The 13,133-nt window shown below is 63.7% G+C and carries 10 protein-coding genes and 2 pseudogenes; 6 read left to right on the plus strand and 6 right to left on the minus strand.

Translation table 11 applies throughout. The features are described 5' to 3' along the window. Window positions 1-46: 46 nt before the first annotated feature. Together HK436_RS22635 and dps are read left to right on the plus strand one after the other, a co-directional pair. Window positions 47-967 (plus strand): LysR family transcriptional regulator, encoded by a 921-nt coding sequence (locus HK436_RS22635; protein WP_173193382.1) that lies wholly within the window; start codon window positions 47-49, stop codon window positions 965-967. Window positions 968-1,218: 251 nt separating this feature from the next. Beyond that, complete coding sequence (dps, locus tag HK436_RS22640; RefSeq protein ID WP_173193384.1) at window positions 1,219-1,707, plus strand: DNA starvation/stationary phase protection protein Dps; 489 nt, start codon at window positions 1,219-1,221, stop codon at window positions 1,705-1,707. Here the strand turns inward: dps and xdhC are convergent, their stop codons facing one another. From xdhC to uraH, 4 genes are read right to left on the minus strand one after another with little or no spacing between them, the layout of a single operon-like run. Beyond that, a complete protein-coding gene (gene xdhC, locus HK436_RS22645; protein ID WP_173193386.1) occupies window positions 1,708-2,514 on the minus strand; it encodes a xanthine dehydrogenase accessory protein XdhC in 807 nt (268 codons plus the stop codon). 12 nt (window positions 2,515-2,526) lie between these two features. After that, window positions 2,527-4,866 (minus strand): xanthine dehydrogenase molybdopterin binding subunit, encoded by a 2,340-nt coding sequence (gene xdhB / locus HK436_RS22650; protein WP_173193388.1) that lies wholly within the window; start codon window positions 4,864-4,866, stop codon window positions 2,527-2,529. A 1-nt stretch (window position 4,867) separates the two neighbouring features. Further along, entirely contained in the window at window positions 4,868-6,340 is a 1,473-nt protein-coding gene (xdhA, locus tag HK436_RS22655) for a xanthine dehydrogenase small subunit (RefSeq protein ID WP_173193390.1), read from the minus strand. Next, on the minus strand, window positions 6,340-6,705 hold the full coding sequence (uraH, locus tag HK436_RS22660; RefSeq protein WP_173193754.1) for a hydroxyisourate hydrolase: 366 nt from the start codon (window positions 6,703-6,705) through the stop codon (window positions 6,340-6,342). Before uraH ends, xdhA begins: the two co-directional genes overlap by 1 nt. A 173-nt stretch (window positions 6,706-6,878) precedes the next feature. On the opposite strand from uraH, the pseudogene puuE reads away from it, so the two are divergent. The 4 genes and pseudogenes from puuE to HK436_RS22680 all read left to right on the plus strand — a co-directional run bounded on the left by puuE (window position 6,879) and on the right by HK436_RS22680 (window position 11,707). Continuing rightward, window positions 6,879-8,311, plus strand: a pseudogene (puuE, locus tag HK436_RS22665) (allantoinase PuuE). A gap of 12 nt (window positions 8,312-8,323) precedes the next feature. After that, window positions 8,324-9,151 (plus strand): bifunctional allantoicase/(S)-ureidoglycine aminohydrolase, encoded by an 828-nt coding sequence (locus tag HK436_RS22670; protein ID WP_173193392.1) that lies wholly within the window; start codon window positions 8,324-8,326, stop codon window positions 9,149-9,151. Continuing rightward, the gene (locus HK436_RS22675) at window positions 9,148-9,645 is read left to right on the plus strand and encodes an ureidoglycolate lyase (RefSeq protein WP_173193394.1); all 498 of its coding nucleotides are present in this window, start codon (window positions 9,148-9,150) and stop codon (window positions 9,643-9,645) included. The genes HK436_RS22670 and HK436_RS22675 overlap by 4 nt, the downstream gene beginning before the upstream one ends. Window positions 9,646-9,712: 67 nt before the next feature. Beyond that, window positions 9,713-11,707: a CocE/NonD family hydrolase gene (locus HK436_RS22680; RefSeq protein WP_173193397.1), complete on the plus strand. Its 1,995-nt coding sequence runs from the start codon at window positions 9,713-9,715 to the stop codon at window positions 11,705-11,707. A gap of 3 nt (window positions 11,708-11,710) precedes the next feature. Here the strand turns inward: HK436_RS22680 and HK436_RS22685 are convergent, their stop codons facing one another. After that, the gene (locus HK436_RS22685; RefSeq protein WP_173193399.1) at window positions 11,711-12,652 is read right to left on the minus strand and encodes an alpha/beta hydrolase; all 942 of its coding nucleotides are present in this window, start codon (window positions 12,650-12,652) and stop codon (window positions 11,711-11,713) included. After that, window positions 12,653-12,952, minus strand: a pseudogene (locus tag HK436_RS22690) (enoyl-CoA hydratase-related protein); the annotation flags it as partial. Window positions 12,953-13,133 lie beyond the last annotated feature (181 nt).

A 13,133-nucleotide genomic window follows, 5' to 3' on the forward strand; every position in this document is an offset into this window, starting at 1 on the left:
AAAAAACTGGAAAATAATGCTGCAATCGCAATCATGAGGACACCCCTTGGCCTATCTCGACAACGTTGCCGTCTTCGTCAGGGTGGTGGAACTGGGCAATCTGTCGGCCGCCGGCCGCGACATGCGGCTCTCGCCTGCCGTCGCCTCCAACCGCATCAAGGAACTGGAGAAGCACCTGCGGGTGCGGCTCTTCAACCGCACGACCCGTCAACTCACACCGACGGAGCACGGTCGCGTTTTCTACGAAGGGGCACGAAAAATCCTCGATGCCGTCGCGGAGGCGGAAGCCGCCGTCAGCGCGCTGTCCGGTCAGCCGCGTGGCACGATCCGCATAACCGCGCCGCTGGGGCTCGGACGCAGACTGATCGCCTCGGGCATTCCCGAGTTTCACGACCGCTATCCCGACATCGAGGTGCGGCTGCGGCTGTCGGACCACAATGTCGATATCATGAAGGAAGGGATCGACGTCGCGTTCCGGCTCGGGCTCATCGAGGATTCGAGCCTGCGTATGCGCGGTGTCATGGATTGCGAAAGGGTTCTGGCCGCGGCCCCCTCCTATCTGCAGGCGCGTGGCGAGCCCCAATCACCGCAGGAACTTGTTAACGGCAGGCATGATTGCCTGCTCCTGCGTTTTCCCGGCGCCAAGGAATATGTGTGGACGCTCAAGACCCCCGACGGATCGCGCAAGTTCGAAGTCCACGGTCCGTTTGATTCTGATGATGGCGACGTCATCACCGGCTGGGCGCTGGCCGGTCGGGGCATCATCAACAAGCCGCGCTTCGACATCGAGCCTTTTCTGCGCGATGGACGCCTCAAGGTCATTTTGCCGGATACGCCGCCGCCGCCCGTCCAGCTTGCGGCAGTCTATCCGCATCGCAAATTTCAGGACCCGAAGGTAAGGCTCCTGCTCGATTTCATGGCCGAGCGCTGTCAGCGGATGATCCGCGACATGCTGGCTGGTCGCTGAATCTGAAGCCGCCGGACTCAGCCCATGCCGAAGAACGACAGGATGGCGATGACGATAACCACGAGGCCAACGATATAGATGATGCTGTGCATGACGGTTCTCCCTTGTTTTCGTCCTGCAACAACAGCTTTGGGCACCTAACGGTTCCGTGATCGTCCGATTCTTCACCCATACGGCAACGCAACCGCGTAGCGGTTGACGCGTTGTGGAGGACGATTTCGATTTTGTGCCAGAACCGAAGGAGCGGCGCCGTGGCGAACCACAAGACCCTCAACGACCTCAAATCCAACGCAAAGAAAGTTGCGATCGAGATACTCAACGCAAGGCTCGCCGACGCCATCGACCTCGCGCTTCTCACCAAGCAGGCGCACTGGAATCTCAAGGGTCCGCAGTTCATCGCCATTCACGAGATGCTGGACGGTTTCCGCGCGTCCATCGACGGCCACGTCGACACCATAGCCGAGCGCGCTGTCCAGCTCGGCGGCATGGCGAATGGCACCAGCCAGACGGTGGCGGAAAAGACCACTCTGAAGCCCTACCCGACCGACATTTCGAAAACCAAGGACCACCTTGCCGCGCTCATCGAGCGTTACGGCGCGGTTGCGAATTCGGTGCGCGCCGCCATCGACGAGACGGAAGAGGCCGGCGACGCGGATACCGCGGACATCTTCACAGCATTCTCCCGGGACCTCGACAAGAACCTTTGGTTCCTTGAGGCACACGTGCAGGAAAAGGAATAGCTATACGGCGAGGCCGCGCATGACCTCAGCCGCCGCCAGCGCGGCGATGACGGCCGGCCTCTTGTCCTTGAGGTCCGCCCCGCCGATTGGGCACACCAGTCGGGCGGCAGCTTCCTCGCTGCCGCCCGCGTCTTTGAGATACCAGCTTCTGAACGTCGCTCGCTTCGTCTTCGATCCGATCATGCCGACATAGGCCGTATCGCCGCGCGCCAGTGCTTCGGCAACGATGAGGAAGTCGAGCGCGTGGTCGTGGGTCAGCACGATGAAGGCCGAGCCAGCCGGGGCCGCGCGAACGGCGTCTTCCGGTACTGCGGTCAGTTCCACGTCCACGCTTTCCGGCAAGTCCCCGACCGCATCGGCGCGGGTTTCCACCACGGTCACCTTGAGCGGCAGAAGCGCCAGCGCTTCTGCAAGCGCGCGGCCGACATGCCCTCCTCCGAACAGATACACATGCGGTCGCAACGCATCGGCGCGGGCGGTTCTTTCGGCCATTTCCGCGCGCAGGGCTTCATCGGCCAGCGTCAGATCGATTTTCACCCGCCCACCGCAGCACTGGCCGATCTCCGGCCCCAGCGGCACGTCGAGGAGATCGGCGGAGGCGGCATCCGCGATCATCTGCCTCGCCCTGTCGATCGCCATGAACTCGAGCTGCCCGCCGCCGATCGTGCCGAAGATCGCGTCGGGCGAAACCAGCATCCAGGCCCCGGCCTCGCGCGGGGTCGAGCCGGCCGCCTCGCGCACGTTGACCAACACGACTTCGCCCGCCGCCCCAAGAAATGCTTCCAGGCTTTTCGCCGAAGATACCATCGCGGCCGCCCGCTAGCGCTCCGCCCTGAGCCGTTCGACCGCCATCAGCACACGCTCAGGTGTGGCAGGCGCATCGAGCCTCGGGCAGACGCGATGATCGGCAACGCTGGCGACTGCGTCCGAGAGCGCATGCAGCACGGACATGCCCAGCATGAATGGCGGCTCGCCGACCGCTTTGGATTTGTGGATTGTCGGCTCGGCGTTCTCCGACCAATCCGCCAGCGCGACGTTGAAAATCTTCGGGCGGTCGGAAGCGAGCGGTATCTTGTAGGTCGACGGTGCATGTGTGCGCAGTCGGCCCTTCTCGTCCCACACGAGCTCTTCCGTCGTCAGCCAGCCCATGCCCTGTATGAACGCGCCCTCGATCTGGCCGAGATCGATCGCCCGGTTCAGCGAGCGGCCGGTCTCATGCAGGATGTCTGTACGCTCCACGACATATTCGCCGGTCAGCGTATCGACGGATACTTCCGAACATGCCGCGCCATAGGCGAAATAATAGAACGGATGTCCCTCGCCCTTGTCGCGGTCCCAATGGATTTTCGGCGTCTTGTAGAAGCCGGTGGCCGAAAGCTGCACCCGTGCCATATAGGCCTGCTTGACCAGATCGCCGAACAGGATTTCCTGGTTGCCCACCCGCACCCTATTAGGCAGGAACACCACCTGCTCGACAGGCACTTCGTACCTCTCGGCGGCAAAGGCGATAAGCCGGTCCTTGATCTGCTGCGCGGCGTTCTGCGCCGCCATGCCATTGAGATCGGAGCCCGACGATGCAGCCGTCGCCGACGTGTTGGGCACCTTGCCGGTCGTCGTCGCGGTGATCTTCACCTGCTCGATGTCGATCTGGAACGCCTCGGCCACTACCTGCGCAACCTTGACGTAGAGTCCCTGGCCCATCTCGGTGCCGCCATGGTTCAGGTGGACCGAGCCGTCGGTGTAGACATGCACCAGCGCGCCGGCCTGGTTGAAATGGGTGGCGGTGAACGAAATGCCGAACTTGACTGGCGTCAGCGCAATGCCGCGCCTGACAATGCCGCTGTTGGCGTTGAACGCAGCGATCTCGCGTCGGCGGCTGGCATAGTCACATGCTGTTTCCAGCTCCTCGACGATCCTTTGGACAACATTGTCCTCGACCGTCTGGTGATAGGGCGTGACGTTGCGCTCCGACACGCCGTAGAAGTTGCGCTTGCGGATTTCCAGCGGGTCCTTGCCCAGCGCAAAGGCAACCTCGTCGATGACGCGCTCCGCGCCAACCATGCCCTGCGGCCCACCGAACCCGCGAAACGCGGTATTGGAAACGGTATTGGTATAGAGCGGCGCTGAAACAGCCTTTACCGCCGGGTAGAAATAGGAGTTGTCGCAGTGAAACAGCGCCCGGTCCGTGACCGGCCCCGAAAGGTCGGAGGAAAAGCCGCAGCGCGCGGCGTAGACATAGTCGACGCCAAGGATGTTGCCCTCGTCGTCGAAACCGACTTCGTAATCGATCAGGAAATCGTGGCGCTTGCCCGTCGCGGTCATGTCGTCGTCGCGGTCGGGCCGGATCTTGACTGCCCGGCCCAGCTTCTTGGCCGCCACCGCGGCGATCGCCGCGAACTGGTTCGACTGCGTTTCCTTGCCGCCGAAGCCGCCGCCCATGCGCCGCACCTCGACGGTTACAGCATGGCTCGGCACGCCAAGAGCGTGGCCGACCATGTGCTGCACCTCGCTTGGATGCTGGGTCGAGGAATAGACGGTCACGTCCCGGTCCTCTCCCGGCACCGCAAGCGCGATATGCCCTTCGAGATAAAAATGGTCCTGCCCGCCGACACGCATCTTCCCGCTGATGCTGCGCGGCGCTTTCGAAATGGCTTCGGCCGCATTGCCGCGCTTGAGCGTGAGCCCCGGCGCCACAAGGCGGTCGGAGAGCGGGTCGAGCCCTTCAACGTCTAACACGGCGGGCAGCTCGTCATAGTCGATCTTCGCAAGCTTGCAGGCGCGCCGGGCCTGTTCGCGCGTCTCGGCGATCACCGCGAAGACCGGCTGGCCCAGAAACTGGACCTTGCCCTCCGCAAGCACCGGCTCGTCGTGCCTGCCGCTGGGAGAGATGTCGTTCACGCCAGGTATGTCGCCCGCGGTCAGCACGTCGACCACCCCGGGTGCGGCTCGCACCGCTGCAAGGTCCATGGCGACGATAGCCCCATGGGCCACCGTCGACAGGCCAAGGCAGCCATGAAGCGTCCCGGCGGGTTCCGGCATATCGTCTATGTAGACCGCTTCGCCGGTGACATGCTTGTGCGCGGAATCGTGGCGCCGATCGGTGGCGACGCCGCCGGAGATCGCTTTCGCCGTGAGATCAGGGAGTGCATGGCGATTCATATCACGCCTCCTCGTACCGCTTCACCGTGAACGGCTTGCCGGTGTCTCTGGTTTCTGCAAGGAAGCGCCGCAGCAGGTTTTTGGCCGCAAGCATGCGATAGGTGGCCGAGGCGCGCATATCGCTGATCGGCTGGAAATCCTCATCGAAGGCCGGCAGTGCCGCCTCCACCGTTTCCGCGCTCCATGCCCTGCCGAGCAGCGCCGCCTCGACCGCGCGCGCACGTTTCGGCGTCGCGGCCATGCCGCCATAGGCGATGCGCACCGACGAGACCTTTCCGTCCGTCACATGCAGATGGAATGCGCCAAGCACGGCGGTAATGTCCTCGTCGCGCCGCTTGGTGATCTTGTAGGCTGCGAAATGCGCCTTCGGGGCGGGAATGGGCACATGGACCGCCTCGACGAACTCGCCCGGCTGCCGGTCCTGTTTTCCGTAATCGATGAAGAAGTCCTCGAGCGGCAGCGTCCGCCGCTCCGCACCCCTGCGCAGCGTCAGCGTCGCACCCAGCGCAATCAGTGGCGGCGGCGTATCGCCGATCGGCGAACCGTTGGCAATGTTGCCGCCGATCGTGCCCATGTTGCGCACCTGATCGCCGCCGATGCGATCGATCAGCGGCCCAAGCGCGGGGATGCGCCAGGCGAGGAAGTCGCGCGCAGCCGTATAGCTGACCCCGGCACCGATCGTGATCGTGCCATTCATCTCGCCAATCTGCTGCAATCCCTCAAGCCCGCCGGTGAAGACGACGGGCGCGATGTCGCGCATGAATTTCGTGACCCAAAGCCCGACATCCGTCGAGCCGGCAACGATGGTTGCCGTCGGCTCGGCAGCAAGCACCTCCGCCAGATCGTCGACCGAGGCCGGCACCACCAACCTGTCCTCGCCTTCGCCGATCTCGACCCGCTTTCCATCGTGCATCGCCGCCAGCCGCGCGCGGATGTTGTCGCGCTCGCGGGCAAGAGCGTCCTCGGTCACCCGGCCGTATGAGGAAACGGCGCGCGCGGCGCGGGTGATCGCCTCATAGCCCGTACAACGGCAGAGATTGCCTTGCAGGGCCGTCTCTATCTCCCGGTCAGACGGTTCCGGCGAGCGCATCCACAGTGCGTAGAGCGACATGACGAAGCCAGGCGTGCAGAACCCGCATTGCGAGCCGTGGAAGTCCACCATTGCCTGCTGCACGGGATGCAGCGAGCCGTCCGGCCGCTTCAGATGTTCGATGGTCACGACATGACAACCGTCTAGCGAGCCGACAAAACGGATGCAGGCATTCACGCCTTCGTAGATCAGTTCACCATTAGAAACCCTGCCGACCAGCACGGTGCAGGCGCCGCAATCACCTTCCGCGCAACCCTCCTTGCTGCCGCGCAGCGAACGCCGCAGCCGCAGTAAGTCCAGCAGTGTTTCGTCCGGCCGCACATCAGCCAGCGCAACCTCGTCGCCATTGAGCAGTAAGCGGATCTCGCGACGAATATTCGTCATCAGCTCCCCCTGTAGGTCGAGTAGCCGTAGGGCGAGACGAGCAGCGGCACGTGGTAATGCGCCTCCTCGGCCATGCCGAAGCGGATCGGCACCTGGTCGAGGAAAGCGGGATCGGGCAGCTCCACGCCGGCAGCACGCAGATAGTCGCCCGCGAAGAAGATCAACTCGTACTGACCGGTCTTGAAGTCCGCGCCCTGCAGCAGCGGCGCATCGCAGCGGCCGTCGGCGTTAGTCACGACCTCTTTCACCTTGCGGTGCGAATTGCCGGTCACGCGGAAGAGCGCGATCTTCAATCCCGCTGCCGGATGGCCCGAGGCGGTATCCAGCACATGCGTGGTCAGCTTCCCGCCCGCGTTGTCAGCCATCATGCCTCCTCTTTGCCGTTGACCGGCCATCGTTTTCGTCCAACCCTCGACAGCCTATTGCATCATAGGGGATAGTCCGAGCCGGAGCGCTACAAAAACTCTTTCAAAATTTGGAAGGGAAATGGCATCCCCTTTTTCAACTATTCTCGGCAGAAACGGAAGATGGAGACCGAATGCGTTATCCTAGAGACATGCGCGGCTACGGGCGCAACGCACCCGACCCCCGATGGCCCGGCGGCGCGCATGTCGCGGTTCAGTTCGTCGTCAACTACGAGGAAGGCGGCGAGAACTGCATCCTCCATGGCGACGCCGCATCGGAGGCGTTTCTTTCCGAGGTGGTTGGCGCGGCGCCATGGCCGGGCAAACGCCACTGGAACATGGAATCGATCTACGAATACGGTGCGCGCGCCGGCTTCTGGCGGCTCCATCGCATGTTCACGCAGGCAGAGGTGCCGGTCACCGTCTATGGCGTGGCGACAGCGCTGGCGCGCTCGCCCGACCAGGTCGCCGCCATGCAGGAAGCCGGCTGGGAAATCGCCAGCCACGGACTGCGCTGGATCGACTACCGCGACCATGACGAGGCGTCCGAGCGCGCTGACCTCGAAGAGGCGATCCGCCTGCATACGGAGGTGGTCGGCGAGCGCCCACGAGGCCTGTATCTCGGCCGCACCTCAGTCAATTCGGTGCGTCTGGCCGCTGCCGAAGGCGGCTTCGACTGGATCTCCGACACCTATGACGATGACCTGCCCTACTGGCTCGATCACGACGGCCACGGCAATGCCATCCCCCGCAGCTCGTCATCCCTTACACGCTCGATGCCAACGACATGCGTTTCGCGACCGCACAAGGGTTCAACTCTGGCGACCAGTTCTATGCGTATTTGAAAGACGCCTTCGATACGCTCTATGAGGAAGGCGGCAGCGGGGTCGGCGGCATGATGAGTATCGGCCTGCATTGCCGGCTCGTCGGACGCCCCGGCCGCGCAGCAGCCCTCAAGCGCTTCATCGACTACGTCAAAAACCATGACAAGGTCTGGCTGCCGACACGCGGCGAGATCGCCGCGCACTGGCGCGCGCATCATCCCTATGCGCCGCACGCACTTCGTCCCAGCCGCATGGGCCGCGACGAGTTCGTGCAGCGGTTCGGCGGCATCTTCGAGCACTCGCCGTGGATCGCCGAACGAGCCTACGAGCTGGAGCTCGGGCCGGCGCACGATTCGGCCGGCGGCCTGCATAACGCGCTGGCTCGCGTGTTCCGCTCCGCAAGCGAGAATGAGCGGCTGGCCGTGCTGACCGCTCACCCGGACCTTGCCGGAAAGCTCGCCCAGGCCCGACGCCTGACGGCGGAATCCTCAGCCGAGCAGGCCTCGGCCGGGCTCGATGCACTGACCGATGCGGAGCGCGAGACTTTCACGCAGCTCAACACGGCCTATACGCAGAAATTTGGTTTTCCCTTCATCATCGCCGTCAAGGACAACACTAAGGCGACGATCCTCGACGCCTTCCGCACCCGCATCGAAAACAACCGCGAGACAGAATTCGCGACAGCGTGCCGTCAGGTCGAGCGCATCGCTCGCCTGCGGCTCACCGATCTCCTGCCCGCCTGAGGACAACGCCAGATGACAGGCCGCACCTATTACGCGCCGCATGGGGGCTTGCCCCCGCAAACGCAACTGCACACCGGCCGCGCGGTCTTCACCGATGCCTATGCCGTCATTCCAAAAGGCGTGATGAGCGACATCGTCACAAGCTGCCTGCCCTTCTGGGACGAGACGCGTGTCTGGATATTGTCCCGCCCGCTGTCTGGCTTCGCCGAGACGTTCTCGCAATACATCATGGAGGTCGCGCCCGGCGGCGGCAGCGACCGACCCGAATCGGAAGCTGACGCCGAAGGCGTTCTGTTTGTCGCCGAGGGAGAAATCACGGTGATGTTGGACGGGCAGACGCACGTCCTCACGCCCGGTGGCTATGCCTATCTGCCGCCCGCCAGCGGCTGGACCCTGAAGAATGAAGGCAGCGAGACCGCCCGCTTCCACTGGATAAGGAAGGCCTACGACTTCGTCGACGGTCTCGACGTGCCCGATCCGCTGTTTCTCAACGAGAGCGACATAGCGCCAGCGCCGATGCCGGACACAAACGGAACCTGGGCGACGACCCGTTTCGTCGACCCGTCGGACCTGCGTCACGACATGCACGTCACCATCGTCACCTTCGAACCCGGCGGGCTCATCCCGTTCGAGGAAACGCATGTGATGGAGCATGGCCTGTACGTGCTGGAGGGCAAGGCCGTCTACAAGCTCAATCAGGACTGGGTCGAGGTCGAGGCGGGCGACTATATGTGGCTGCGCGCCTTCTGCCCGCAGGCGTGTTATGCTGGCGGGCCGGGCAAGTTCCGCTACCTGCTCTACAAGGACGTTAACCGTCACGCGAAACTGGCATTCCGATGAGCCGTATAGTCACCGCCCGCCCCCTAACGCGCGAAGCCTTCGCCGAATTCGGCGACGTGCTCGACACAGAATGGGACGACCACTTCCCCATCAACAACGGCAAGTGCGAACGCTACCACGCGCTCGCCCGCGCGCAGGCCGAAGGTCCCAACGCCAGCGTCCAGCTCTCGATCTTTCGCGGCCAGCCCTATGAGTTTCCGCTGAAGCTGACGATGGTCGAACGTCACCCCTTTGGCAGCCAGGCCTTCATGCCTTTGTCGCCTGCCCCGTTTCTGGTCGTCGTCTGTCACGACGGCCCGGAGGGGCCAGCCGAGCCGCAAGCGTTCGTCACCTACGCGGGCCAGGGGGTCAACTATCCCCGCAACCTTTGGCACGGCGTTCTGACGCCCATCGGCGAAAGCCAGGATTTCCTGGTGGTCGACCGAGGCGGCGACGGCACCAATCTCGAGGAGCACTTTTTCGACGAGCCGTGGGAAATCCGTCTCGCGGAATGACGTGGACGACTTTGTCCTGGCGTGCTGAAGCATTGAACTTCTGCTCGTTTCCGTGCGTCATGCCTGCATGAAAACCGTCACCACCTTCCCACGCAACGTCGTCGAGCAACCCGATCTCGGCATCGTCATGCCGGATGGCTGCCGCCTGTCGGCGCGCGTCTGGATGCCGGAGGATGCCGAGGCCGATCCCGTGCCGGTCATCCTCGAGCACCTGCCCTATCGCAAGCGTGACGGCACGACCGCACGCGACAGCCTGACCCATCCCTATTTCGCCGGCCACGGCTATGCCTGCATCCGGGTCGACATGCGCGGCAACGGCGATTCCGAAGGTCTGATGGCGGACGAATACACCGAGCAGGAGCTTCAGGACGCCTGCGACGTGATCGCATGGGCCACCGCACAGCCCTGGTGCAACGGCAATGTCGGCATGATGGGCATCTCATGGGGCGGCTTCAACGCGCTGCAGGTGGCGGCAAGACAGCCGCCGGCGCTGAAGGCGATCATCACACTGTGCTCGACCGACGACCGCTACGCCGACGATATCCACTACAAGGGCGGCCTGCTGCTCAACGAGAACATGGGCTGGGGCGCAACCATGCTCTCCTACTCGTCACGCCCGCCGGACCCCGCACTCGTTGGCGACCGCTGGCGCGCGATGTGGCTCGACCGGCTGGAGAACGAGCCGCTGCTGCCAGCGATCTGGCTCAGGCATCAGACCCGCGACGCCTACTGGAAGCGCGGATCGGTCTGCGAGGATTTCTCCGCGATCCGCGCCGCGACACTGGCGGTCGGCGGCTGGGGTGACGCCTACAAGAATGCCGTCTCGCGACTGGTTTCCGGCATTCACAATGCGCCCGCGAAAGGCATCGTCGGCCCGTGGATTCACAAATACCCGCATTTCGCGGTCCCAGCGCCGGCGATCGGTTTCCTGCAGGAAGCGCTGCGCTGGTGGGATCGCTGGCTGAAAGACATCGACACCGGTGTGGATACCGATCCTGCCATGCGGCTTTACATGATGGACTCAGTGCCCCCGCGCGATTGGTACGAGGAAAGGCCCGGCCGCTGGATTGCGGAACAGGCCTGGTCGTCCGCGTCATTGGACAAACGGTCGTTTCATGCCGGTGTCGAACTGTACCCACAAGCCCCGCTCCCCGCCGCGATCGCCTCGCCGCAGGATACCGGCCTTTCCGGCGGCGAATATTGCGCCATCTGGCTTGGTCCGGAACTGCCGGGCGACCAGCGCGAGGACGACGCGAAATCCTTCTGTCTGGACGCAAAGATCACCGAAGACACGGAGATTGTCGGAACGCCCGTCGTCACGCTGAGGCTTTCGGCGGACCGACCGTCAGCGATGGTCGCGGTCAGGCTTTGCGACGTGCATCCCGACGGGGCCTCGACGCGCATCACCTATGGCGTGCTCAACCTCACCCACCGCAATGGGCACGAGTTTCCCGAGCCCGTCGTGCCTGGTGAGGAGATGACTGTCGCCCTGAAACTCGACGACATGGCCTACCGCATACCGGCCGGGCACACGCTCCGCGTGGCCGTGTCGTCGGCCTACTGGCCGCTCGTCTGGCCATCGCCGGAACCCGTCACGTTGACGCTGCACGATGCGACGCTCGCGCTTCCGATCCGTGAGCCGGGCAGCAAGCCGGAGTGGGCGTTTGAGGAACCGGAAGGTGCGACGCCCTGGCCTATCGAGACACTGCGAAAATCGTCAAACAGCCGAACCACCGAGCGTGATCCCGACACCGGTACTGTCAGCCTCGTGATCCACGACGATTTCGGCGAAGCACGCGACCTCGACCACGGGCTGGTGCACGGCGAGGTCGCCCGCGAACGTTGGACCATTCGACCGGACGACCCGCTTTCGGCACATGGCAAGACGCACTGGACGCAGACCTATGCGCGCGACGACTGGTCGGTCCGCACCGAAACTTTCACCACCATGACGTCGACAGCCGAGACCTTCCGGCTGACAGCACGCATCGAGGCTTATGAGGTGGACAAGCTGGTTTTCGAACGTGATTTCGACGAAACCATTCCGCGAAATCTCGTCTGAAACTTAGTATGGCCACTCGCCTTTGCCGAGCGCCCTCACTGCCTCGACGATGCGGCCAAAGCTCTCCTTCGCGCGCGTGACGCTGTGGCGCGCCCGCAGGTAGCCATGAACCAGGCCGGCCTCTTCCAACCAGGCCGCCTTGCCACCCGCCGCAAAGATGCGATCGCGATAGCTCTCGCCATCGGAAGACAGCGGATCGCATTGCGCGGTGATGGACACCGTCGGCGGCAGATCGGAAAAATCGCTATCGGCCAAAGGCGCGAAACTGGGATCGGCCGAGACGTCCCGTCCCGCCGCCCTTTTCCTGGAATAGAAGGCGACGTCGCGCGCACTCAGCATCGGCGCGTCGGCATGGCCGACATAGGACCCTTGCGTCGGGTCGCCGCCAAGCCCCGGATAGATCAGCACCTGACCGACAGGCCGGCTCGGGCCTCGCCTGCTTGCATGGGCCACCGCCGCTGCAAGATTGCCGCCGGCGGAATCACCAGCCAGCACGACGGGCCGGTCGAACCTTGCCGACACCCACCCGAATGCCGCCATTGCATCCTCGAATGCTGCCGGATGCACATATTCCGGCGATAGACGATAGTCGACCGACACCACGGAATAGCCTGTTCGTTCGCACAACTCGGCGCAAACGTCGTCATGGCTCTCCAGTCCGCCGAGGATGAAGCCGCCGCCGTGGAAGTAGAGCACGACCGCCGCATCGTCCGGCTCGCTTCGATTGTAGATCCGCACCGGAATCGTGCGCCCTTCAGCCTCGATGCCCGTGGTCTCGGCGCTGACGCCGTCGGGATAGCCGGTGAAGAACGCCCTGCACATCCGGTCGTAGATGGCGCGCTGTTCTGCAATGCCGTAGTCGATCGTATCCGGCGGATAGAAGCTGTTCGTTCGTTCGATGAACGCGCGCGTTTCCGCATCTATCAGCTTGTCGTAGGCAGCCACTTACCTTCCCTTCCAGACGGGTTCGCGCTTTTCCGCGAAGGCGCGGAAACCTTCCATTCCGTCCTCCGAATCGTAGAGTTCGTCGACAGTGCGGAACTGGCGCTTGGTGATGCGGTTCATGGCATCCTGGAACGTCAGCGCCTCGGCGGCCCTCGCCACCTCCTTGATCGAGGCAAACACCAGCGGCGGACCGGAAGCAAGCAGCCGCGCCACATCCCAAACGCGTTCCTCAAGCTGGTCGGCCGGATGGACCTCGTTGACCAGCCCCCATCGATGCGCTTCGAGCACATCCATCCACCGCTAGACGGTGACCGGCACCTCTGCCTGCGTGAACATGCGATGGAGCCGCCGAAGCCCGCGCGCGCCACTGTTCGTAGATCGATTCCATGTTCCAGTGGCGTTTGCCACGCCATGGCGCCACGCCAGCCACCTCGGAAAAACGCCTCCGATGCGGCATGGAGGTGCAGTTCTCGCCGCCTTC

It is taken from the genome of Neoaquamicrobium sediminum, from assembly GCF_013240295.1.
GTDB classification, from domain to species: domain Bacteria; phylum Pseudomonadota; class Alphaproteobacteria; order Rhizobiales; family Rhizobiaceae; genus Aerobium; species Aerobium sediminum.

Excerpts from the sequence above, each read along its gene's own strand:
- xdhC (WP_173193386.1), bottom strand. The coding sequence starts at position 2,514 with ATGGTATCTTCGGCGAAAAGCCTGGAAGCATTTCTTGGGGCGGCGGGC.
- xdhB (WP_173193388.1), bottom strand. The coding sequence starts at position 4,866 with ATGAATCGCCATGCACTCCCTGATCTCACGGCGAAAGCGATCTCCGGC.
- xdhA (WP_173193390.1), bottom strand. The coding sequence starts at position 6,340 with ATGACGAATATTCGTCGCGAGATCCGCTTACTGCTCAATGGCGACGAG.
- uraH (WP_173193754.1), bottom strand. The coding sequence starts at position 6,705 with ATGGCTGACAACGCGGGCGGGAAGCTGACCACGCATGTGCTGGATACC.
- HK436_RS22670 (WP_173193392.1), top strand. The coding sequence starts at position 8,324 with ATGACAGGCCGCACCTATTACGCGCCGCATGGGGGCTTGCCCCCGCAA.
- HK436_RS22675 (WP_173193394.1), top strand. The coding sequence starts at position 9,148 with ATGAGCCGTATAGTCACCGCCCGCCCCCTAACGCGCGAAGCCTTCGCC.
- HK436_RS22680 (WP_173193397.1), top strand. The coding sequence starts at position 9,713 with ATGAAAACCGTCACCACCTTCCCACGCAACGTCGTCGAGCAACCCGAT.